17 protein-coding genes and 1 tRNA gene are annotated in these 23,165 nt (G+C 43.4%); 3 read left to right on the top strand and 15 right to left on the bottom strand.

Annotated elements, in window-relative coordinates:
• Positions 1-2 precede the first annotated feature (2 nt).
• On the top strand, positions 3-314 hold the full coding sequence (locus CCC32_RS06690) for a helix-turn-helix domain-containing protein (protein ID WP_044073648.1): 312 nt from the start codon (positions 3-5) through the stop codon (positions 312-314).
• Positions 315-529: 215 nt separating this feature from the next.
• On the opposite strand, the gene CCC32_RS06685 is transcribed toward CCC32_RS06690, so the two are convergent.
• From CCC32_RS06685 to holA, 9 genes are all read right to left on the bottom strand, one after another.
• Positions 530-712 carry a hypothetical protein gene (locus CCC32_RS06685; RefSeq protein ID WP_287073206.1) on the bottom strand — a complete coding sequence of 61 codons (183 nt, stop codon included), beginning with the start codon at positions 710-712 and terminating at the stop codon, positions 530-532.
• A gap of 24 nt (positions 713-736) precedes the next feature.
• Complete coding sequence (locus tag CCC32_RS06680; protein WP_287073205.1) at positions 737-1,621, bottom strand: hypothetical protein; 885 nt, start codon at positions 1,619-1,621, stop codon at positions 737-739.
• Between the two features lie 576 nt (positions 1,622-2,197).
• A complete protein-coding gene (locus tag CCC32_RS06675) occupies positions 2,198-3,187 on the bottom strand; it encodes a PDDEXK nuclease domain-containing protein (RefSeq protein WP_287073202.1) in 990 nt (329 codons plus the stop codon).
• Positions 3,188-3,583: 396 nt separating this feature from the next.
• Positions 3,584-3,658 (bottom strand) — tRNA-Arg (locus CCC32_RS06670).
• Between the two features lie 205 nt (positions 3,659-3,863).
• Entirely contained in the window at positions 3,864-5,216 is a 1,353-nt protein-coding gene (locus tag CCC32_RS06665) for a FimB/Mfa2 family fimbrial subunit (protein WP_287073201.1), read from the bottom strand.
• A gap of 426 nt (positions 5,217-5,642) precedes the next feature.
• Entirely contained in the window at positions 5,643-6,554 is a 912-nt protein-coding gene (locus CCC32_RS06660; protein ID WP_022316940.1) for a dihydroorotate dehydrogenase, read from the bottom strand.
• Positions 6,542-7,318: a dihydroorotate dehydrogenase electron transfer subunit gene (locus CCC32_RS06655; RefSeq protein WP_044065882.1), complete on the bottom strand. Its 777-nt coding sequence runs from the start codon at positions 7,316-7,318 to the stop codon at positions 6,542-6,544. The genes CCC32_RS06660 and CCC32_RS06655 overlap by 13 nt, the downstream gene beginning before the upstream one ends.
• A gap of 156 nt (positions 7,319-7,474) precedes the next feature.
• Complete coding sequence (locus tag CCC32_RS06650) at positions 7,475-7,957, bottom strand: helix-turn-helix domain-containing protein (protein WP_044073644.1); 483 nt, start codon at positions 7,955-7,957, stop codon at positions 7,475-7,477.
• Between the two features lie 920 nt (positions 7,958-8,877).
• Positions 8,878-9,909 carry a DNA polymerase III subunit delta gene (gene holA, locus CCC32_RS06645; RefSeq protein ID WP_022316944.1) on the bottom strand — a complete coding sequence of 344 codons (1,032 nt, stop codon included), beginning with the start codon at positions 9,907-9,909 and terminating at the stop codon, positions 8,878-8,880.
• Positions 9,910-10,264: 355 nt separating this feature from the next.
• On the opposite strand from holA, the gene CCC32_RS06640 reads away from it, so the two are divergent.
• On the top strand, positions 10,265-10,714 hold the full coding sequence (locus CCC32_RS06640; protein WP_022316945.1) for a type I restriction enzyme HsdR N-terminal domain-containing protein: 450 nt from the start codon (positions 10,265-10,267) through the stop codon (positions 10,712-10,714).
• 708 nt (positions 10,715-11,422) lie between these two features.
• On the opposite strand, the gene CCC32_RS06635 is transcribed toward CCC32_RS06640, so the two are convergent.
• The gene (locus CCC32_RS06635) at positions 11,423-12,862 is read right to left on the bottom strand and encodes a C69 family dipeptidase (protein WP_287073197.1); all 1,440 of its coding nucleotides are present in this window, start codon (positions 12,860-12,862) and stop codon (positions 11,423-11,425) included.
• A gap of 339 nt (positions 12,863-13,201) precedes the next feature.
• Between CCC32_RS06635 and CCC32_RS06630 the strand changes: the two genes are divergently transcribed.
• Positions 13,202-13,657 (top strand): Hsp20/alpha crystallin family protein, encoded by a 456-nt coding sequence (locus CCC32_RS06630; protein WP_044065867.1) that lies wholly within the window; start codon positions 13,202-13,204, stop codon positions 13,655-13,657.
• A gap of 260 nt (positions 13,658-13,917) precedes the next feature.
• On the opposite strand, the gene CCC32_RS06625 is transcribed toward CCC32_RS06630, so the two are convergent.
• The 5 genes from CCC32_RS06625 to CCC32_RS06605 are packed head-to-tail and all read right to left on the bottom strand — an operon-like array spanning position 13,918 to position 23,160.
• Positions 13,918-15,033: a cysteine desulfurase family protein gene (locus tag CCC32_RS06625; protein ID WP_287073195.1), complete on the bottom strand. Its 1,116-nt coding sequence runs from the start codon at positions 15,031-15,033 to the stop codon at positions 13,918-13,920.
• Between the two features lie 13 nt (positions 15,034-15,046).
• The gene (locus CCC32_RS06620) at positions 15,047-15,250 is read right to left on the bottom strand and encodes a hypothetical protein (RefSeq protein ID WP_044080178.1); all 204 of its coding nucleotides are present in this window, start codon (positions 15,248-15,250) and stop codon (positions 15,047-15,049) included.
• A complete protein-coding gene (brxL, locus tag CCC32_RS06615) occupies positions 15,243-16,670 on the bottom strand; it encodes a BREX system Lon protease-like protein BrxL (RefSeq protein WP_044080179.1) in 1,428 nt (475 codons plus the stop codon). The genes CCC32_RS06620 and brxL overlap by 8 nt, the downstream gene beginning before the upstream one ends.
• Positions 16,671-16,685: 15 nt before the next feature.
• Positions 16,686-18,974 (bottom strand): BREX-4 system phosphatase PglZ, encoded by a 2,289-nt coding sequence (gene pglZ, locus CCC32_RS06610; protein ID WP_287073192.1) that lies wholly within the window; start codon positions 18,972-18,974, stop codon positions 16,686-16,688.
• 13 nt (positions 18,975-18,987) lie between these two features.
• A complete protein-coding gene (locus CCC32_RS06605; RefSeq protein ID WP_287073190.1) occupies positions 18,988-23,160 on the bottom strand; it encodes a hypothetical protein in 4,173 nt (1,390 codons plus the stop codon).
• Positions 23,161-23,165: the final 5 nt, after the last annotated feature.

Here is a 23,165-nt window from a genome sequence, read left to right as displayed (position 1 = left end):
ATATGTTGAAACTTGACAAAAACAAACTTGCTGGTCTCAAAACATTTGACGACCATCTGCAAGAAAGATATGGTGACGAAAATAGTCCCGAGCGTAAGGAGTTTGAAGCTAAGGCTAAAGCTTGGTACTATGCTGAACTTCTTAAGGATGAACGCAAGCGCCAAAATATAACACAAAAAGTGTTGGCTGAAAAAATCGGTAAGAAACGCGAGTACATATCTTCACTCGAAAAGGGTCAGACTGATATGCAACTCTCTACGTTCTTGCGTATTGCCGATGCCTTAGGGCTTCGCTTCTCGCTTGTGTTGGGATGATATTACTATAAAGGGATGCATAGTCTTCCTCATTTATTTCTTTTGCCCATCACAAGATATTTTGGGAATATCAGTTAATCACCTATATAAACGACTTAATCCCCAAACTGCCTGATAGGCGTTTGGGGATTAAGCCATATACTGACTGAATTGGCGCAAGTCTCTTGCGACATGGAGGGTTGACGCCAAAAATGTTCTGATCGGGGGCAGACTTCTTATTCCGTCTCCCAGATGTTGCTGCCGAAGTCTTTTGCACAGGCCTTATCGGCATCCACCCCCGGTTCCGGTATCACATCGGGCACCTTTATTTTTATACCGTTCGCCGAGAGCGGTGTCAAGCCTTCTCCCTCCAATGGTATTACCTTCATATCTGGTTTTACGTAAATTCTGCGACTCATATTTCTTTCTCCTTCTGCGTTATTTTATCTGTTCGTTGTGATGAATTTCTTTCCGTCTATAATCATTATCCCGCCGTTTGCAGTCTTGCAACCAGCATTCAGCTTCATTCCCGACAGCGAGTAGGCGGTTGTACCACTTGTTGGTGCCGCATATTCAGCGGTCTTTATGGCGTTCGTCTCCCCGTCGATGGTCACAGAGGGCAGCTGGGCACTCGCATTCGCCGTTCCGGTAGCCTTTTTCAGATAACATCTGAAGCCTCTCATCTTCTGCGAACCAACCTTCGGCTTAGCCAGCGTACCATCTGCTATCAGAAACAGTTGCGTGCCGTCTGCCGCCAACTCGAGTGATCCAAAAGTACCGCAGAGATCCCATTCGCCGCCACCTACAGTCTGTGCGGTGGTGCTCCTAACTGTGACGTCCGCAAACGTTGGCTGCTCCACATAATATTCGGACCGCATCAGAAACGGCATGCCTGCCTTCACCACATTCTCTTTCACAGTAGAGAACGACAGTTCTCCGTTCTGATATCCGTCATACGAATATACCTGCGTTTCGTTGCCGAAAATCCCAGTTATCATCTCCTTGCTCAGGTCGAAGGGCAGACACATGGTATACAACTGAGAGGGGTTGAATGTGCGATTCAGAGCCAACGTCTTGTTCTCGCCGACGATTTCACTAATTGTAGTTTCTACATTCTCGCCTTTCTCGTCAAGCGTAGCGTCAAGCTTGGGGCGGGTGTAGGTGAGGGTGATGGAGGTGATATAAGAGCTAAGTGATTCTCCTGTCTTTTTCGATTCTGTTAATGTTATATTATTACTATTTATAGACTCTACGATTGGTTTTTTTTCTGTTGCAGATAAAAATTTATTATTATATTTAATGAAAATACCTTTTTTTGTGGTTCTCATCGTAATTGAATCTATTACAATAGGTTTGGGCACAGAAATTTGCAGTTGCCCCGGATAATTAGCGTCATAATCTAACCTCAGATATTTGTTTGTTCCTATATAATGACATGTATACCCCGTTAATGAGACGGATAAATCTTGAACTTTAAAAGTAATATCGGTTAGTACACTTTGGCTAGTATTATTTTTCAATCCAAATGCTCCTTTTTTTGAAAAGTCCAATGTCACCGTAACCTCTTCTTTCTCATTCCCCTCTTCTCCCTGGCCATAAGCCAAATCACAGCCTAAGGTCAAAAATAGAATGACGAATGTGAATAACATAACGCCGTGTTTTTTCATTTTTCCTTTGTATCAATAGTTTGTTGAAATTCAAGATAAATGCCTTACTGCTTCACGCTGCCGACCAAAGAGTTCTTTTATAGCTATCACAAATAGTGAACTCTGATTCAAGAGCCAACATTCCTGTTGTTTGATGAACATGAAGCTTTTGCAATGCAAAGGTAGCATTTTCCTTCAAGATAAACGCCCATTTTAAGAAAAAAGTATTTCTTAAACCCTAAATATTCCGTAACAATTCTATTTTCTACCTTTCTCCTCACCGAACTTTTTAATCTCATTGGTAAGGACTTCCTCTAATTCTTTCTTTGGCACTATCAGTTGATAGTCAGCCACGCCTATCGGTTTGCCCATGTCTTCGAGAGCAAGCTCCACTTCCACACGATCTTTCTCTGCACAGAGGATGATGCCGATTGAGCGGTTTTCACCTTCGCCCCTTTCAAGACGGTCGAGCAACGAAAGGTAATAGTTCATCTTTCCTGCATACTCAGGTTTGAAAGCACCTATCTTCAAATCGACAGCCACAAGGCAGCGCAAGCCACGGTGGAAGAAAAGCATATCCACCTTGCTCTCTTTGCCGTTGTACTCCAGCACGTGTTGGTTGCCTATAAAAGTAAAGCCGTTGCCAAGCTCCATAAGGAAGCGTGTAATAGCTTTCACAAGACGGTCTTCGAGTTCAAGCTCCAGTATGGGGTTTGTCACTCCAAGGAAGCCAAGGTTATAACTGCTACTGAACACCTCATTGGCATATCGAGCTTGCTCCATTGGAAGCGTGCGACTGAGATTGTTGTCAACCTTTGTCGCCAACTGCGACTCGTACATATTTAGCTTAATCGCATTGAGTAGTAAGTCGCGATTCCAGCCTTTTTCGATAGTTTCTTGTGCATAATATAATGTAGCAGAATCATCCAAATTCTTTCCAAGTAGATATACATTATGCGACCACGGCAAAAGTGCAACGGAGCGTTGCACTTTTATATCGCTTCCACAATAGCGCAAATAAAAACGCTTCATATACCATAGATTTCGAGGTGAAAGTCCCATCTTCGGATAGCGTTCTTTCAAGTCTACGGACAACTGGCGTACCACGCCATCCCCATGTCCGCTCTCTACCTTTCGCTCATGAAGCATCTTGCCAATCTCCCAATATGCGGAAGCAATATTGCCGTTAATATGCTTAGCTATTTCCAGTCGTGCATGTTCAATCACTGCAACGGCGTGTTGCAGCATCGACTAGTAGTCTTCACGTTTTATCGGAAATTGTTTATTATCAGTGTTCATTTTTGATATTTCTCTTTTTCTGTTGCTGACAAGTTTTTCTCCAGTCTTTTTTCGTTTCGTGTAGTGGACAAAAATACACCAAGGTACTTTAAAGGACAATACCTTGCAAAGGTACAAAAAAGCAATGACGTTTTGGCGCTTTCAATATTAAACTTTCCTAACGTAACTATTCAGCGGTAGGTGCATGACGAATCGTCAAACAATTCGTACATATCTAATACGTATACATACACCTTTTTATGTCCAAATCCTATATTTATCTCTAATCCTTTAATATTAAACGCTTTACAACGTAACTACTTGATTATCAGATACAAAAAAGGGAGGCTTCTAAACCTCCCCAAGTGATTCCGTTGGGATTCGAACCCAAGACCCACGCCTTAGAAGGGCGTTGCTCTAATCCAACTGAGCTACGGAACCGACCGTTTTCGGAGTGCAAAGGTAGTACTTTTATTGTAAACTGCAAAATTTCATAGAGAAAAGTTGCAAGAAAATTGATTTTTCCTTTGATTATCAGATTTTCCCCCACTCCTTTTGCATATTTTTTCGTTCTTTTCTCACTTTCAGCCGAAAAATAACGTATGCTTCTTCAACCCAAAGCGAGAAAAGAACTCAGATTAATCTGTCATTTTTTCAAGAAAGTGACGGTGGCAACGGGACGGAGATTACGTCCTGCTTTACCAGAACTGGGAGGAAACGAGCTCTTTACCTCATTCATACACATTATCTTATTGTCAGTATTCAGGAAATAATAAATTCCATTCATATCTTTATATATTATCTCCAAACCCAATGTTTTGAGCTTACTGTTTATTTCCGCTTTATTGTCCATTATATATTCCATCTCCCCTTTTGTCGGCAGTCTCCATCCATTCACTCCTTCTACGGCAAGCTCTGCAATGCCGGCATCAACGGCCTTCTTGACATCGGCCTGATCATCTGCATCAAATACGAGTGAACATTTCGATTTCGGCGCCAAAAGGGTCACAATGGTGATATTGCCAGACACCGCAGATTGCTCCGACTTCAGCACATAGCAACCTTTATATACCGTACCCTGCTCTGGAGCCGTCTCGTCCACTTTCACATCGCCGCCCGTATTGTCGCCCATCTCATTCTCTTTCACGTCGATTGTCCAGGTCTGCTCTCCGGCCCACGACACACCATTGATCAAGCACTTCAGCAAAGGTTCTGCCACTCTCTGATAATTCACGGTCATATCCACCTTGTAGTTTGCCGCCAGCGGTTTGTCGCTGACATATCTGAATGTCTTCACCTTGCCGTCGGTCGTCGTGAAATTGAAAGTCACTACAGGATTCCCCACGCTCTCCATCAGGAATGCGTCACACTGCTTCGTCCATTTGCCATCAGTCCCCTTCTCCAGCACCACGCTATAGGCGCCATTCTCTCCGCAATACTCTCCAGCCACGTTGATTCCCTCATACAGAGGACTGACATCTGCCGTTATCGCAGCCACATTCTCCGGCACATCGCTTATCGTCACGTTGCGGAGCATAAATACTTTGCGGCTCATCGTCAGCGTGACGTCCGTTTCCTCGCCGTCCGTCAGCACCACCACACTATTTGCCACCATTATGTCGCCATGTGCCATTCCTTCTTTCAGCGCCACCACAGACTGCGGAGTAGCCTCCTCCTTTGTCGGCAACGAATAGTTTGCCGCATCAGCTCCCGCCACGGAATACACCCGATACGCTCCGGCGGCAAGCTTGAAGTTTGCCACATCCTTTTCCGAAGCCACCGACTTATACGCCACACATTGTCCTGCCGTATCAAATACATACAGGTTTATCGGAGTCGCCACGGTCATTTCCGACGCAGCCCCGCTCTGTCCACGGGTCTTTATCCTGAGTGTCACACCACCCAAGGCGTCATCGCCATCAGCCAAATCTTTTGAACACGATACGAACATTGCCAATACAAGCAGAAAGGCAAAAGAAAAAAGCATTTTATCCTTCATAGAATTAATATTTTATGGGTTTGCGCTAAATTCATCCCGAATCGGTATAATGCCGTTTTGGGGGTAAGTTCCAACAAAAGTAATATTTTTCTACAAAAGCGACAAGAAACACTTCAATTTATTTCAACAAGAAACACCTACATTTATTTCAAATTATCCATCGAAATTCTTAAAGTCCCTATTTTTCCCAATTTTTCTGTACAAAAACCCTTACCAATTTTGCAACATTAGTTAACAATAAAAGATAACTAATTAACACTTACAAACAAATTCGATTTGTTTTCATAATACAATAAGTGTTTAAATATGCAAACAACAAATAAGAAAAAAAGATATAATAAACCCATCCAGATCTCTCGAAAAGGATGGGCTGAAAATATCAACTAAGATTTTTTGTCAAACCGAATGATGCATCCGGTGCCATCATCAGGCCTCCAACTGACCGATGATTTCAGTCACCGATTTGCATCCATGCTTGTCAAGCCATTCATTGATGCCGTTCTTCACCTTCACCGTCACCTGGGGATCCAGGAAGTTCGCCGTACCGATTTCTATTGCGGAAGCTCCGGCAAGCATAAACTCAATGGCATCGTTGGCATTGCAGATGCCGCCGAGTCCCACAACGGGAATTCCGACAGCCTTTGCCACCTGCCACACCATGCGCAGAGCAACAGGCTTCACCGCCGGTCCGCTCAGTCCACCGGTATTGATGCTCAGCATCGGCTTGCGCTTCTCTATGTCTATCGCCATTCCCATCAGGGTATTGATGAGCGACACGCTGTCGGCACCCTCTGCCTCAACGGCACGTGCAATCTCCGTAATGTCGGTGACGTTCGGCGACAGCTTGACTATCAGCGTCTTATGATAACTCTTGCGCACGGCTCTCACCACACTGGCAGCTCCCTCGCAGGTCACTCCAAACGCCATTCCGCCGTCTTTCACGTTAGGGCAGGAGATGTTCAGTTCTATTGCCGGAATCTTGTCGAGAGCGTCTATCCTTGCCGCACATTCTGCATAATCCTCTGGCGAAGAACCGCTTACGTTCACTATCATATTGGTGTCGATATCCTTTATCTCCGGATATATGTGCTCACAGAAATAGTCAACGCCCTTGTTCTGCAATCCCACACAGTTGAGCATTCCCGATGCCGTCTCTGCCATTCGCGGATAGTCGTTGCCTTGTCTCGGATGCAGGGTGGTGCCCTTCACGATAATGCCGCCTATCTCACTAAGTTCCACGAAATCAGCATATTCCGGACCGTATCCGAATGTGCCTGAAGCTGTCATCACTGGATTCTTCAGCTCCAGATTTCCTATTTTTACCCTTAAATCTGCCATGACAAATCATTTACGTTAAACACTGGACCATCCTTACAAACACACAGGTTGCCGCTCTTCGTGCCTTCCACGCAACACAGACAGGCTCCCACGCCACATGCCATCTTGTTTTCGAGCGACGCCTCACAGCATATACCCTCAGAATGTGCATATTTCGCCACTGCCACCATCATCGGTTTCGGTCCGCAGGTGGAAATCTGGTCAAACCTCACTCGCTGCAGCACGGAATGGTTTGTCACGAAGCCCTTCTCTCCCTCCGATCCGTCTTCGGTAGTGATGCACACCTCACCGTATTTCCTGTATTCATCAAGGAGCAGCAGATCTTTTGCCGACCGTGCTCCAAGCAGGAACACCGGTGTCATACCATTGTCTTTCAGCACTTTACCGAAATAGAGAAGCGGTGCAACGCCAACGCCGCCGCCGACGAGCAACACCTTGGCATCCTTGTTCTCAGGGATGGTGAACGTGTTTCCCAGAGGCAACATGCAGTTCAGCTTGTCGCCAGCCTTCAGCTGTGCCAAGGCACGTGTGCCGTCGCCGATGGCAGCCACCAGCAGCCACAGCTCATTTGCTTGATAATCAACGAAGTTTATAGATATCGGGCGTCTCAGGAATGTCGTTGCAGATCCGTCGATGCGTATCTCCACGAACTGTCCTGGTGCCATTTCGGGCAGTTTCTCCGCATGGGTCAACTTTATCAAGACGTATTTGTCGTTGATATGGTCCACCGAAGAAACAATCAGGTCTAAAACGTATTTTTTCATCAGTTCCATTTATAAGTTTCGGCAAAATTAGGCAAAAAATCCCTAATATCTACCCATAAGCTCACATTATTATCCGCAAAGCCGCCAAAAAGCCCATTATCCCCAACCGATAATCATTACGTGATTGGGGTCTGATTATTCAGAAGAGCGAGATAATCACTTCTTCGGCACGAAACTTTCCCACGTCTGGTCATCGTAAAACACTCTTATTTCAGTTATCCTCCGGCGCTCCTTCTCCTTATATACGATGTCCGTGTGTACGGGCGACTTTGGCTGCTGCCTAACGTTAGTAGCGAAAGCGTTGCCCATCGGGGCGCTCTGCTGCGATGTTGCCCCCGCATTTCCTTCAGCATCTCCGAAGTCGAGCATCTGCTCACCGGCCATACCACTCTCCTGTGGGGTAGAGGAGGAGTCATCCGCCGACGCTTCGTCAACGAACATCATTCCTTTTCCAAACATGAGCCAGTCGAGACTGATGTTCGGAAATTTCGACTTTATAGAGTCCACGGTGTTCAGAGTCGGTTTTGTACGTCCCTGAAAAATTCCACTCAGTGTGGCAGGAGATATTCCGAGGAAGTTTGCAAACGTCTGTTGAGTCATGTGCTGCGCTTCCATCAGCTGTCTAATTCTGTCCTTCATTTTCTTCTCTTATAGTAAAAATAGGGGTTGTAGCCCTGATTTTGTTTGACTTTACAAAGGTAAATCAAAAAAATGGAATACACAACAAATGTAGAATATATTTTATTTTCTAAATATTGGATTTCTAAATGTAAATTCGTAAAATCAAATCTTTAAACTCAGGTTTTTAGGTTTTGAATTTGTAAATGTGAATTTTAGGAAGCTAAACGTCCGGAAAGCCTTTGTTTACGGGATTTTCGGAATTAACTGGCTGTGATTTGGTTATTTATGTATGTTTAGGGGTATAAATAGGGAATATACATTAATTTTGTAAGATATTTTGTATAATTCACCCTGTCAGCTACTTTAAAAGTATAAAACTCATTGGTTTTCAGTGATTTATAAGGCTTATTTTATTCTGCATAATAATTCGTATGGATTTTAATATTTAAATATTCGGATATTGATATTTGAATTTGATTTAATAAAGTGTATTCAAGTTTTCAAATATATAAATCACATTTACTAAATTAAACTTCAATGTTTTAAAATTTAAATCTTTGAATTTCACAAAGATATATCAAAACAATTGTTAACGCTAAATTTGAAGTCATTTTCAGAGTCGTTTTTTTCAGAAACAAAAGGATTCCGAACGAGGGGAAAGTAATGTCAGAATCATGCTATTCTCATGATAGGAAAAATCACGCAAAGCCCTGATTTCAAGCGGAAATAAGGATAAAATTTATGTTCGCGAAAATCATTTCTTTTTACAAAATATGCACCGAAAATGTAAAAAAACGCATCATTTCGGGGTGCAAACATCATAACCTAATGACCGATTGGGATAAAACAGCATCCCCTCACCACCCGAAAAACGGTGATGAGGGGACATATATATATAAGGTGTAACCATTTCTGGCAGAAAATTCTCTATTCCCTGCTCAATGCATGATAAAGAAAATCAACTCCTGCAGCAGCTCGCCGGTGGGAGTATTCGGATTGTCGAGTCCCTTGCACTTGGTGTCAGCCTCACGGATTTTGTCTATTATCTGCATCACTTTTCCACCACTGTAGTTTCTCATTCCCAGCATATACTCCTTGGCGGCCCATGGTCCGCGCAGGTCGAGCCATCTCGCCACCTCGGCATCATTCTGTCTGTTGGGAGCGTAGTAGGCAAGCATGAGATTCTGGAAATACGAGAATATTACCGGTATCAGAGCGAACGCCCCGCCTGTTTTCGGATTGCTGTCAAAATATTTCAATATCAGGTTCGCCTTCACCACATCCTTCGCTGCGATGGCGCTTCTCAGTTCAAAGGCATTGAAGTCTTTGCTGATGCCGATCCTCTTCTCCACCATCTGCGGCGTGATGCGCGTGTCTCCCTCTTCCAGCGAGAGCAGCAGTTTGTCAATCTCTCCCGTCAGTCTGCTGAGATCTGCCCCGATATGGTCGGCAAGCATCTGCGCCGCCTTGTTCTCTATCGTCACCTTTGTGCGCTTTTTCAGATATGCCTCAATGAATGGCGGCAGTTCGTAGTCTCGCTTTTTCTTGCTCTCAAACACCACTCCCGCATTCTTGAATCTCGTCAGGATCTTCTTCCGTCCGTCGATAGTACCGTTTTTATAACACACCACGAGCACAGTCGTCTTTGCCGGTTTTTCCAGATAACGCTCCAGCTGGTCCCAGTTTTTTATGTTCTGCGCCTCCTTCACTATTATCACCTGCCGCTCTGCCATCACGGGATAGCTCCTCGCCATGTCTGCCACCTGGGCTCCCGTCACATCGGCTCCGAACACTATCTGCTGGTTGAAATCTCTCTCTTCGGGCTTTATCGCATGCTCCGCAATGAAGTCTGCAATCTGGTCGATGTAGTAAGCCTCCTCCCCCATCAGCAGATACGACGGTGCGTAGTTGCCGGCCTTCAGATCCGACATCACGCTCTCAAAAGTCATTGTCGCTGTTTTCTCAGCCATACTATATTTTTAACTATTTTATACATTATCAGTTTCGCTGCAACATTTTTCTATTTGTATAATAATGTTAATAACAAAACATCCTTACCCTCTCAAGAATGCCATCAAACTGTTCGTCTCCAATACCATTCCCGTGAACACGGAATTTTGAAGCATGGTCAATCACTGCTCTTTTCCGACATCTCATATATTGAGATTCACGAAATATCATTACTTTTGCAATGCCATAGACACGAGACGCCGCCTTTGCGGGTCATCGTCTCACAAGGATGAAGTCTCCCGTCATGGACCAACCGTCCTGTCGTGTCATGGCAACGATATCAGCAAGACGCATTCTGATTGCAAAATTAATAAAATGAACCGATTAAACCTACCTCCTTACGAAATAAAAACGCGCCAGCAAGATGGCAGACAGTATATCCTCGACGTATTGCGCAGGAAATTCATAGCACTGACCCCCGAAGAATGGGTGCGCCAGCATTTCATCCATTTCCTTGCAGACCACAAGGGCTACCCCACTGCCCTCCTTGCCAACGAGGTGGAGCTGACCATCGGCGGCAAGAAGCTGCGCTGCGACAGTGTGTTGTATTCCAGGGATCTGAAGCCGCGTATGATAATAGAATACAAAGCGCCGTCGATAGCCATCTCTCAGAAGACCTTCAACCAGATCTTCGCCTACAACACCCTACTCCACGCCGACTACCTGGTGGTGAGCAACGGCATCAGCCACTACTGCTGCAAAATCGACTATACCAACCGTTCCTACTCCTTCCTCAGCGACATCCCTCGCTATGAGGATCTGTAACTGACAACGCACAAGCATAAAACATTTTCCTCAAAAAAAGTATCATAGTATCATTCTTGGCCACCGCCAAGCCGCTAATACACTATAGACTAACGACTTAACCCGATGATACTTTTCTGGAAATTTTACAGAAAAGTATCATTGATGTATCATAGAAGTATCATGCCTTTCGGCATCCCATATTTCCCCCCACACCAGGGGGAAGACATCCCCACATTAGGGGGTTCTGTTCCCCACGGCGTGGGGGGAATCCGAGGTCGATATTTTACGAATTACAAGTCTGTATTTTAGAGATTTCAAATTTGTGTTTTACGAATAGCAAGTCTATGTTTCATGAATAACAAGTCCATGTTTCACGAATAACAAGTCTATGTTTTATCCATGAAATGCCGGTTGTCCTTGTCATTGTTTATTGTTTTGTTTGGGCAAACTTTCCCACCCAAAAAGTTTACGTATAATCGGGAAGACAAAGGGAGTGCCCATGGGCACTCCCTTTTATCCCAAATCGGCCATTAGGGCTTGCTTGGATTTTGATTTTTTAGAAGAGTGGATTTTGTTTGGCTTTTAATGAGTAATAGCGAGCTATTGCGAATTAAAAACGGACAAAAGACACCTTATAAAAAGCAAAAGACTGCAAGCAGTCATAAAAAAATAAAGTAAAACGTCCTAATGACCGTTTTGGGTTTATCACAAATATCAATTCAATCTTTACGCTCCATGAAACAGGTATTCCTCCTGCACCTTCTTCGTAAGATGGGTGAATAGAGTGTTGAGCAGCTGCTTGCTGAAGTCATATGCGCGCTTCTGCATGGCGATGCCGGCAGCCGTGAGAGCCTCAACGGCATTGTCGGGAGCTTCCTTGCATGTGGCGAGATATTCCTTCTCTATCTTCCGCTGCGTCTCGTCAAACTCAGTCTCAAGTTCAAGATATGCCTTCTTTATTATCGGGGCAAAATAGTTGTAGTCTGTCATACCCAGGGCGGCAATCTTGCGGAAGGTCCAATAGGCGGAATAGTCGTCGCTTTCGCTATTGGCACGATATGTATACCTCTCGTCCACCTCCGTAGCTCCCTGATAGAAGGGGATGAACACGCTGAGGTCTGCCATACCAAACGCCACGTATGTCACTTCGCCAATAGCCGTCGGCAGCTCCGGACGCACCTGCATGATATGCGTCTGCGTAGTACGGAAGATACTTACCGGGCGGTATGGCTCCTTACCGTTGGAATGGAGATAAGGGTCGTGGTCGGTATTGTCGTAGTGGAAGCGGAAAGCCTTGCGCAGGTCTGCAAGGGATATTTTCCTTTCAGCCTCGGCAAACACAGGGAAAGTGTTTTTCGCCACATCGTTCTTTATAGCCGGCGAGAACATCCGTTGCAGTCCCCACACGCGCGGATAGTTGTATGTGGTATCGAGTTTCTCGTCTCTCGAATAAGCCTCGTGGAAATCAAATTCACCGTCGGCAGGATTATACAGCCCGTTCTTCTCTGCAAACTCTATCAAATCTGCCGATGCCAGGAAATTCTCCTTGTCTTCCGGGTCATACTTGCGGTAGCGGCTCTGGTTTCCGGTCACGAAATACTTGTCCTTCGGCATCCTGCACGCCAGCCATCTGTGTCCGCCGGCATTCTCCAGATACCAGGTCTCCTTGGCATCGATAAAACCGATGCCGAAACCTTCCGCCGATCCGTATTTCTCAATCAGCGCTCCCAGTCTCTCCACGCCCTCACGTGCTGTATGCACATAAGGCAAAACGATGTTGTAGGTACAGTTCTCCGCCAGTCCGTCCTCCACATACGGGTCAGCCTCAAGAGCCTTCTCGCTGCTGAAGATAGTCTCCGTGGAGCTCATTCCCACTCCTGCCGTGTTATATCCGGCGCTGCCCCACTCTCCCGGATATGTATAGTCCGGCAGACCGGTATAGCCGAGTGCTTTCTTCGGCAACGGACAACGGAACTTGCTGTCCTTCGCCACGAATTCCTCCTGTCCGTCGTCAGTATCCCTGTGCACCTCCACGTTGATAGCCATCAAAGCGTCGAAATCACTTGAGCGGCACAGATATCTCGCACCGTCCACACTCTGTTCCTCCCCCACGATAATCGTAGTACATTCAGAAGGAAGTTTTCCTGCAATCTTTTCTTTCTCCATAGTCCCTGTTTATTTTAATATATGGTTCTATAGATGCAAAAGTATAAAAAACAGAATAATACGAAACAAAAAGACATATTAAATATGTATAAAATAGAGAAACCCTTGCTCTACAATGACACCATTCTGACATTTTTTCATATTTACGGGTCTGGAAACGTACAGATTGTCAGACACCAACCCTTGCAAAGCCATTGGCACACATGTTGCGATATGCCTTAATGAAAGCCGAAAGCCTTGAAGCTTGAGGCAAAAAAAACATAAAACAACAATCAGAAGTCCCGACGGATCCGCATGGTGAAGGGAGGACGAGAAAAATAAAATTTGGAGGTATTCACTATGTTGATGGTTCGCAGAAACAACTATTCTAATTGGTTAGACAAATTCTTTGACGACTCACTTTCCGACACCGAGCTGATGCCGCAACGCAACACTACGGCTCCGGCACTCAACGTGAAGGAGACTGCCGAAGATTATATTATGGAAATGGCAGTTCCTGGACTGGAAAAGGAATGGGTGCGCATTAACGTCACCAACGAGGGACTTCTTCATGTTGCCATCGAGAACAAGATGGAACACAAGGAGGAGAACAGGGACAACCACAAATCTCGCCACATACACTACCTGCGCCGCGAGTTTGCCTATGGCAACTACGAGCAGAGCTACACTCTGCCGGATGATGTAGACCGCGACAAGATCAGTGCCGGCGTTGCCAACGGCATCCTCACAATCACCATTCCAAAGACTACTCCTGAACAGGAGGCCAAGGTGATGAGGAATATAGAGGTCAAGTAATACCACTTAAACCCAAATCTGTCATTTGGGTTAAAATAAGGACAAGCCCCATACTTTTGTTATTAAGGCAAAAGTATGGGGCTTGTTTTATACATAATTTTCGAGTGGCAATAAATAAATTTGTTGTTATAGCTCTTCAATCTCTTTATCATCCTTTTAATCTTCTTTTAATTAGGGTCTGCTGAATTATTATCATTATCTTGTTAAAATTTGCATTTACTATATTTAAGTTTTTGACAATAACATTTTAAGTACTTAACTCACAACACAATAGATTTTATACAATCTATCATATAGTCAATATCAGCCACAGTATTATATTTTCCTAGCGAGATTCTTATAGTTCCATTTGCCAAAATCTCGTCAAGTCCAATAGCTCTAAGGACATGCGATATTTGCGTGTTTTTACTGTCACATGCCGACCCTGTAGACACACATATTCCTTTTAAATCGAGTCGATGCAACAAAACCTCACCATCATAACCAGGAAAAGAAAGACTCACATTGCCAACAATATGTTTTTCTGTTCCATTACGAACATATTTTACACATTCCTCATTCAACCCCTCAATCAATCGGTTTTCCAACCTGTTCAGATGCTCTAAATTCTCATTCATATGGCTGACATTCTCTTCCAAAGCTTTTGCCATTCCAACAATGGAAGCTACATTCTCAGTACCTGCCCTACGTCCAAATTCTTGTGCACCACCATTTATCAAGGAAGGCCATTCTATCCCTTTCCGTATATATAAGAAGCCTATTCCTTTTGGACCATTAAATTTATGCGCTGAAGCCGAAAGCATATCTATCCCCATTTGATGAACATCAATAGGCGTGTGTCCAACAGCCTGTACTGCATCTGTATGAAACAGCCATCCTCTTTTATGCGCAACCTCCGCCAATTCCGAAATTGACTGTATCGTGCCAATCTCATTGTTGGCAAACATCACAGACAGCAAACCTTGCGGGACTTCCATACTTCGTTCTGCTTCACTTATAGAAACGACACCATCCGAAGATACCGGCAAATAACCGACACAAGCACCATCCTCCTCAGCCAATTCACAAGGACGCAATATCGCATGATGCTCAATAGTCGATGTAACGATAGGCAGATTACGTCTTGCAGCTCCGTTTATAACCCAATTGTCACTCTCTGTCCCACAAGAAGTAAAGAATATTTCTTCCGGCAAAGCCCCTATACATTCCGCAACAGTCTCTCTCGCTTCCCTTAAAGTCTTCTTGGGCAAACGTGCAAAAGAATAAAGCTGAGAGGCGTTACCATACTCATTAAAGAGATATGGCAGCATGCTCTCATAAGCTTTTTCACTTAAACGTGTTGTTGCGGCATTGTCCGCATAAACAAGTTTTCTCATAATCACCTCACAATCAACTAAAGAGTTTGCATCCTTCTTCTTTGAACTCCTCTATTTTGTCAAGGATGTCCTGCACATCACATCCAAGATAATCTGCTAGACAATCCATGCAGTAGAAATTTTTGCCATCCTCACCAAGCAATTTTTTATTGATACCAATAGTGTCTTTATCAAGGTTCTTCTTTCCACATGCAATACAATTATATATCTTACTCATAATCACGAATTGTAAACGTTGGTACATTCTTTCCTTTATACTGCAAATCGATCATACCCATTTGACGGACAATAATCTGTCGCATTTTTTTTGCTGGAGTCAGGCAGTAAGTATTAAACTCTGACGGTTTGATATCATTTTCTGAACGTACATTTGGGAATAAAAGTTTCATGTATGCAGTCGCTATACGCTTTATTGCCTCAGTATCTCGAGTGTCTGCATTTGACGGATAATCCACAATCTTATCTACAATGGCTCTGTATGAAATATCGTTACGCAACAAGTGCATAATTGTAGAAAAATACTCAGAGTTCAAAGCCCATCCTGAAATTTTCAGTCCCTCATTCATTCGTGGAATATCCCATCCCTTTATGAAACCATGTATACGGTCCATCAACGCACTTGTTCTAAAAAGCAAAGGCAAATCCTCAAACATATTCTGGTATTCATCCATTTTATCCTCATCTATATTGCCAAGCATCACAAAGCCTGCATCTGCGACATCGTCCTTATCGCCTATTTTAACCGTTCCTTGCTCCATATACCCCTGAAGAGTCTGGGTCATCTCATTAACATTGTCGAACTCCACTTTCTGTATCTCATCAAAAGCAATATAATCGTGATAAAAGACAAGGCCTTCCTCACGTCGAGCCAAATCATAAAACAATTTTGCACGTGTCATCTTTCCTGCCGAAAGATAACCATAGCGACTCACTCCGCCATAAAGGTACGATTTACCTGTTCCCTTAGGAGCAAGCTCTATAAGGTTAAGTCGTTTTTCTACAAACGGAAGCAAGCGTGTAAGCATTGCTAATTTCTGATGTTCATTCTCATAACCACCTGCATTATAGTCAATCGCACCAAGCAACACGTCAATCCATTCATGTACAGAAAACTCTTTCCTTACATCCTTATAATAATCAAGGTCTATCTCGTATGGGCAAAAATTCTGAAAGCTAATGAGTTTTATCTTACCTTTCATCTTTCCTTCAGGGTAACGATAGCCAAGCTCTATAACCCCCCATGTCTCCTTAGCCTTGACCAAATCATCCTTACATTCATCCCACACATTGGGGTCTATGATCGTCTCCTTATTGCCTAGTCCAAAATCTGGCAAAGAAAACGACACCTCATGCGTGGTTATGTTGATGTCTATAGAGATCCGCGTAAGCAATTTCACTCGCTCGTTTTCTACAACTATACGGTTCTTTATACCTATCCATTCTGTTTTTGACGGAATGTAAGTCTTAACAAAATTGGCAACCTCCTCAACATCAAACTGTCCATCTTCATTCTCAAACATCTTCAGCAACCAGTCACGAAGAAACGACGGTAGTTTCAAGCCTTTGAAAAAATTACTCTCCTTCAAATCCTTAAACACTACCATATCATCGAAATATTCTCTTAGCTTCTCTTCCATATATTCTTCTTACAATTAAAAGAACTTACGTTCGGACGCCCCCTCTTTCTTTACCTCAAATTCCATGTCATTGGCAATAAGAGAATCACCCTCATACACGTTGAACTTGTAAATTCCAACAGTTTTGACTTCCGGCATTTCTGCAATATATTGATAACTTATATCTGTCTTTGCTAAAGCGTAGAATTTGCCATTTACGGATACTGCAAGATTGTCAGAATCTATATCAACAAACAGTTTTAATCTTGCCTTTTTCTTGAAACTTACCATAATTGGTTTATTGTCAGTGAGACGGCAAGTAATGTTTTTGTTGACCTTACTTATAGTAATCACCGGCACAGTAACCTCTTCTATTGTCGCTCCACCATGCACCTCAACCGAAGCCTTGCGGCCACCTTTAAATCTGTCATAATTGGCAAGACTCCAAAAATCATTTTCCTCTGTCGCATACTGAGGTTTCTCATCTATATCCGTTTTTGGACAACAACGCCCTGAATGCACACCTTTTTCAGACACTTCCCATTTGTTTTCCTTCTCGCTTATCACAGCAAGACGAGAAGCACCATGGTCAGAAATAATGTATGCAGTTTGTCCTTTCTGCAACGTTTTCAGATGTGCAACAAGCTCGTTCAAAATGTCAAGTTCCCTAACGATATGTATCGGCAATTTGGTGTTCTCATAATTGTATGTCTCCACCCCGCCATGCTTCAGCTCGTCAAGTTCCTTCTTATTATAGGTTTTACATCCAGCCACATTGAACTCCGCTTCAAACTCGTTATTGAAACATGTTATTGAAGGCAGGTTACACCTTGCAATATCTGCATGAAAGTCCAAACCTACCTCATAACATCTATTTTGCATAAAGCCCATGTACTCAGCCCCCATCGCATCAATGAAGTACAACGCAGATTTATCCTTATTCTTCTCCAACTTATCAACGTACAATGAACGTGATTGCAACCATACATTATACTGACGTTTCACCGACTGCTCCTGCACCATTTCCGCCATTTCGTCGGTAATGAAGTTCGTTAGCTTGCAAAACTTATACTGTGAGAAATACCTATTCAGATAGTCATTGTTATAATTATACGGTTTAAGATATGCAGACAAATCTGCATATAAATCTGGCAGAATCTTAGTCAAGATGTCCAAAGGATAACGATACTTGCCTATAAGCTCAACCATCAATTCCTTTTCCTTCCGTGTATTGTCAGTCAAATAGTATATGCCTTTCTCCTGCTTCTCATACACCTGCTTGCAGTAACACTCTAACTCATCATTATACTCACTAAACTTTGACACAATAAGCTTCCGCTCATCATACAAGCCCTTATATTCCTTGTCCTCAACACGGAAAGATAACAATGCATCAAATATATTTGATATAAAATCGCTGTATGTCTGCGAAACAGAAACTACATGTGACAAGTAGTTATTGCCCTTGACTCCATTTATACGCAAAGCAAGAAAATAAGCCCAACGCTTCATACTGTCAAAGTCTGCAAAACCACTTATTGCATTTGCAAGATTCTGCACTCCACCAAAGTTTGCTGAGACAAATAGGCTCCAGTCCTCATTAGATTCATCTATACATTTCAGAAGCCAAGTCCATTGCTCGTCAGTGCCAAGACTCCTGTCAATGAAACTAAACTCTGAATAACGGTCCCTCAGCACTTGGTACTCAGAAGAATATTCTTCTATATCGTACATCGAATAAGGATAATCACGTTTTGTCTTGCTGGTTATAATACTAATCACGCCACCATTGCCACACTCAAGAAGTTTCAACAATCTGGAAAGATTATTGACTCCTTTTATACATGCCTGTGCAGAATCAGCCAAACATGGTTTCACAAAAAACAATGTGGCTGGTTGCAACTTCTCACCATCCACAATAGATATTCTTCCTGAAGACAAAAGACGTGAGTCCATGTGATTAAGAACACACGAGCAATTCAACGTAAGAATAACAAGTTTCCCGCTACACGAAAGATCAAGCATCTGTCTCAAACAACTGCGTAAGGATACTTCACCCTGCAATTTAAGGTAAAACGACAACCCCGTAAGGAACACGACACCGCCAATGGTGGACAGGCAGTATTGCAATTTATCCATAACCGGCAGCCCCTCGCCATTACAAAACGAAGAGACATCCTTAAACACATTAATGCCACTACCTACATCATAATGCTTAACCATTTGATTGTAGACTTGTACATTAGGCAAATCTACAATAATAGGTTGGTGTTTGTCAGAATCTTTATATTTGTCTATTCTCCTTATTACCTCTTCGTACTTCATAAGCTATGACGAATTAGTTATTCTTTAAAATCTGAATACCAACTTTCATATTGTTCTTTATCAGTTCCTTCAGGTATTTCTTCACTTCATCAGCAGGCATCATATCAATATTGTGTATTGCTTTCTCGCAACCAATTGCATTATATCTTGCTTCTGCAATTTTTTCTATCAATCCATGCACTTGCGGATTACCCATCCAACTATAAGCACTTTCCGTAGTATGACTTGCGATATAATCACGCACTTCCTTTGCATTAGGCAAAAGAACCGACATGTCAACAAGAAATCTTTCGCTGAAAGCCTTGTCCTTGGCATTCTCATCACAAAGTTCATCCCAATGAGTAAACTTATCAAGATACGTAAGGGCCTTATCTATGTCTTTGTCTGACGGATTTGGATTATTAATTATACCAAACACTATACGACACTCGGCCAACTCTGTATCTGGTAACATTGCCAAAATAGGCATTTTGTTTATGTCACTCCATTTGCGTGGCGACTCGGTACCGGTCTTTTCTTTCCATATAGATTTAAGACGTATTGAGCCTAGCTCCTTTCTATATTGTGCCACAGTATCGCCTACCATATTGCAATATGTAGCATTGTCCATACAGAAACATCCACCTTGCAGTTTGCCAAATACTTTCTCTTTGTCGGCATCGTTGAGATTTTGAAGATAGAAATCGCATGACTTGCAGAACACGTCAAACTGAGATATGTAGAACGAATTGAACAAGTCTCCAAAGTTTTCTATCTGTTCAAGAAACAAAATTTTCTTGTTATCCTGCAACGAGCCGTGCATTTTCAGTTCTTTCAGGAGTCCAAGCAAAGGCAACAAGTCGTCCACATCATTCTTGATGGTTTCGTAAGCAAGTTTTATGTTGTCTATCTTCTCCTTCCATGCGCCAATAGATTCCTTATAGCTCTTGCATGAACCAAGCAGTTTGCCTGTTGCCTCTGTTATCTGATACTCAAGGATTACGGCATCAATCTGTTGATTTACCGTCTCACGCTTCCAGACCCAGTTAGCCTCACCTGCATCAAACTTCTTCTTCAAGCAATTAATGTACTGTCCATTGTCGCCTATGGCTTTTGCCAACATTGGCAATTTGCCATCATTGTAACGGTCAAGATATTTCAACATTCCTTTCTTGCAATTCTCTTCCGTCAGAAGATTGTGCAAGTCTTCTGCAGCGCAAGGATTAGCCATATAAGCACGACCTATCGCATTTGCTATTTCCGTATCCGACTTGTCTGTCGTATTGTTTGCCAAATCCTGATAATTTTCAATAAGGTTTTTGACTACACTCTCGGATGACTTTAGCTCCACATTGCAAAGTACCTCCGCCACTGTCCATATCGGAAAATAAAGACTTTGCTTCATCTTTCCGCGTATACGATCGCGAGCAGCCTCAACAGACGAGCAGCTTGTCTTTGCTATGTCGAAGGCCATTGACGTGCCTTCGATGAAAGACTTTTCCTCTGGAGTCATCGTCACAATGAACTTGTCGCGATAGCGGTTATTAGGTGTATTGTCATTCTTTATAACCTCCTCCACCATTTCCTTCATCTTCTGCAACGACATGTTATCGCTTGAGAGTCCGTCACTCCACGAATACTTGTCATCAACATATTCCTTCAAGAGGAAACCCATGAAGAAAGCCGTCATATTGCAAGGCAAGAATCCATACGGCGCATCTTTCAGAAAATCGTATATGGTACGAATGGATATTCGGCCTTCCCTATCCATGATGCCATCAACGTATTCCTTAAGTGCCACCTTGATTCGCGAGATAGGGTCGGCAGGATGTTCTGTCCAATAATTGGGATTATCCCAAGCATTGGCAAGCATAGTGCTAAGCTTGGCATTGTTGTTATTGTATGTGCTCTTAAGCACACGGTTCACACCGCACTCTACGCCAACCTGCAAACTGTTGGCAAACCACCAGTTGTTTATCGACTTATAGTTGCATTCAAGCGACAATGAGAAGCGCTTTCTGTCGAATGTGCGCAATTCCTCGCCCAAGGCATCAATACTGTTGAATGTCTCTCCTTGTGGATTCTCCTTAGTATACAGCACAAACTGTCCTTGGCGTATCCTTGTGCGCCATTCTGTGAGTATACTGTTGCCATACTGGTTGTACTGCGCTGACTGAGCGTTGTCCTTGCCGGTATAGTAGGAAGAAGTTGCCATGTTTGTTACCCATTCCTCAAACTTTTCCTCCGTAAGTGGAGTCTTGCCAAGGTCTACAAAAATAACTTCATTGTCTTGGTTCTTCTCGCGTATTTCCCTTATCTTCTTTACCATTGCCATACTCTCGCTAGCTGTCTTTGAAAAGCATGCAACAATATAGAAATGGCGATTATCGTCGGCTGCATTGTTGATATTCTTCTTTGCAACAATATCAAAATCTGTGCAAGCGGCATACTCCACCTTAAAGCGTAAACGCAAGTCCTGCGGAATTTCAATAGTATCATCAAGCTGTCCTCCTTTTATTATACTGCTTGTTGTGCGACTTTCAAACTCTGCCTTTTTCTTGTCTATTTGGTTGGCATCCATCTCTCCCGTAAGCACAGAGTAAAGGAAAGATCCATCTTTCAAAGTCTTCTTGTATATAATCTTGTCACGTACAAGTTTCTCGGCACATTTCACAGCTTGTCCATCTTCCAAGTCGGAGCCTTCAAACGAAAGGTTCAGATTCTTCTCGTTTGGTAAGAATATCTCCACCTGATCGCCGGCACTCAGCGACATAGCCTGAAACAGCAATATTGCCTTTAACACTTTGCATTCCTCTTCATCCAACTGTTTGGATAAGTTCGTGAAGCGGTCGAGTATCTGACGTATATTCATTGAGAGGTCATTCTTGCCGTTATCATAGAAGAAGCCCCACAGCAAGTCAACCGTCAAGAACGGATTGTCACTCAATGGTCCGAAATTGTCTATGTACCACTGGAAACCTTTTAAATCTTCGTTGCCACCATTCTTTATGAAATCGAACATACTGCGCTGATTGCTTGCAAACGATGCCGAGATATGCTTCAGCAGACAAGCTGCATAAGGATGTATAGGCAAAATACCACGCAGTTCCTTGTCGTCGATACCCGCACTTTGCTTTATGCGCTTACGCGACTCTATGGTGCGCTCTTCAAGGTCGAAAAGTATCTCGTTCCAGTCCTTGCTTACAACTGGATCGTCTACTACTTGCATGGCTGCACCCATCAACTGGAATGCCATATTCTCGGGCAGTTCTATAATGCACGTAGGCTTTATGAATCTTCCAAGAATCTTTGGCTTGTCGGAGTCGGCATCATCAATACCAGCCTCGCTGCGATGGGTAACCGGAATGAAGCAGAAAGGCTCGGTCTGACTGAAATCCAAGATTCGCTGTAATCCTGTCAGGCGATGGGCATTGTTGCTGAAATATTCCGTAAACTCGTCCCATATAAACACAAGAGCTTTCAGATTGTTTGCATGGATAACCTCTGCAATCCAGCGCACCATCATCTCACTGTCGAGCGTGAAAGCCTTGATGTTCTTCTCGTTTGCTACACGGAATATCTTGTTCATCAAAGTCAATAATGCCTGTCCTGTGTACTCACCAAGGTGGTTCACAATGTCGTCAACACTGTCACCTGCGAACAACTCCTTATAGCTGCCCTCCACATACACGCCAAAGCTCTGCTTGTTCTCGCTATCCGATAGATATTTTATGATGCCATCCTTCAATGCGTTTGGTCCGGCATTTGTTATGCCAGCATCGTAAAGCGCATTCTCTATGCTTTCCTGCATTGCAAGAAAGAGGTCGTTGTCGCTATGTATCTCTGAGGAGCCATAGCGATGTACGGTAACAACACGCCCCTGCGACTTGACGGCAAGCAGTTTGTTACAAAGGTCTTGGTCGAGACCAAACGTTTTGAAATAAGCCTCAACATCAGCATTGTCGGCATCAAGCAAATGCTTAAGTGTAAGGACAGCATGCGACTTGCCTGTACCATAGGCTCCCTCCACCCATATGTTCAGTTTCTGCTTACGCTCCAGAACATTCACCATCTGCTTCAGAAGTTTGACAAATGTCTCGTGAGGGTAATACTTCTTCCACAGGTCGGGTTCTTTCTTTATCACGTCCTCGTTGACAGCAGGAAAGTAGTCGGGGTCTATATTGAAATACTTGCGATAGGTTTCCATATTAT

Source organism: Prevotella sp. LMAG:51, from assembly GCF_008680225.1.
Lineage (GTDB): Bacteria > Bacteroidota > Bacteroidia > Bacteroidales > Bacteroidaceae > Prevotella > Prevotella pectinovora.
This window is presented reverse-complemented; position numbering and strand designations above follow the sequence as displayed.

What these genes read in the sequence shown, in the direction of transcription:
- CCC32_RS06690 (WP_044073648.1), top strand. Translation starts at nt 3, where the DNA reads ATGTTGAAACTTGACAAAAACAAACTTGCTGGTCTCAAAACATTTGAC.
- CCC32_RS06685 (WP_287073206.1), bottom strand. Translation starts at nt 712, where the DNA reads ATGAGTCGCAGAATTTACGTAAAACCAGATATGAAGGTAATACCATTG.
- CCC32_RS06680 (WP_287073205.1), bottom strand. Translation starts at nt 1,621, where the DNA reads ATGAGAACCACAAAAAAAGGTATTTTCATTAAATATAATAATAAATTT.
- CCC32_RS06675 (WP_287073202.1), bottom strand. Translation starts at nt 3,187, where the DNA reads ATGCTGCAACACGCCGTTGCAGTGATTGAACATGCACGACTGGAAATA.
- CCC32_RS06665 (WP_287073201.1), bottom strand. Translation starts at nt 5,216, where the DNA reads ATGAAGGATAAAATGCTTTTTTCTTTTGCCTTTCTGCTTGTATTGGCA.
- CCC32_RS06660 (WP_022316940.1), bottom strand. Translation starts at nt 6,554, where the DNA reads ATGGCAGATTTAAGGGTAAAAATAGGAAATCTGGAGCTGAAGAATCCA.
- CCC32_RS06655 (WP_044065882.1), bottom strand. Translation starts at nt 7,318, where the DNA reads ATGAAAAAATACGTTTTAGACCTGATTGTTTCTTCGGTGGACCATATC.
- CCC32_RS06650 (WP_044073644.1), bottom strand. Translation starts at nt 7,957, where the DNA reads ATGAAGGACAGAATTAGACAGCTGATGGAAGCGCAGCACATGACTCAA.
- holA (WP_022316944.1), bottom strand. Translation starts at nt 9,909, where the DNA reads ATGGCTGAGAAAACAGCGACAATGACTTTTGAGAGCGTGATGTCGGAT.
- CCC32_RS06640 (WP_022316945.1), top strand. Translation starts at nt 10,265, where the DNA reads ATGAACCGATTAAACCTACCTCCTTACGAAATAAAAACGCGCCAGCAA.
- CCC32_RS06635 (WP_287073197.1), bottom strand. Translation starts at nt 12,862, where the DNA reads ATGGAGAAAGAAAAGATTGCAGGAAAACTTCCTTCTGAATGTACTACG.
- CCC32_RS06630 (WP_044065867.1), top strand. Translation starts at nt 13,202, where the DNA reads ATGTTGATGGTTCGCAGAAACAACTATTCTAATTGGTTAGACAAATTC.
- CCC32_RS06625 (WP_287073195.1), bottom strand. Translation starts at nt 15,033, where the DNA reads ATGAGAAAACTTGTTTATGCGGACAATGCCGCAACAACACGTTTAAGT.
- CCC32_RS06620 (WP_044080178.1), bottom strand. Translation starts at nt 15,250, where the DNA reads ATGAGTAAGATATATAATTGTATTGCATGTGGAAAGAAGAACCTTGAT.
- brxL (WP_044080179.1), bottom strand. Translation starts at nt 16,670, where the DNA reads ATGGAAGAGAAGCTAAGAGAATATTTCGATGATATGGTAGTGTTTAAG.
- pglZ (WP_287073192.1), bottom strand. Translation starts at nt 18,974, where the DNA reads ATGAAGTACGAAGAGGTAATAAGGAGAATAGACAAATATAAAGATTCT.
- CCC32_RS06605 (WP_287073190.1), bottom strand. Translation starts at nt 23,160, where the DNA reads ATGGAAACCTATCGCAAGTATTTCAATATAGACCCCGACTACTTTCCT.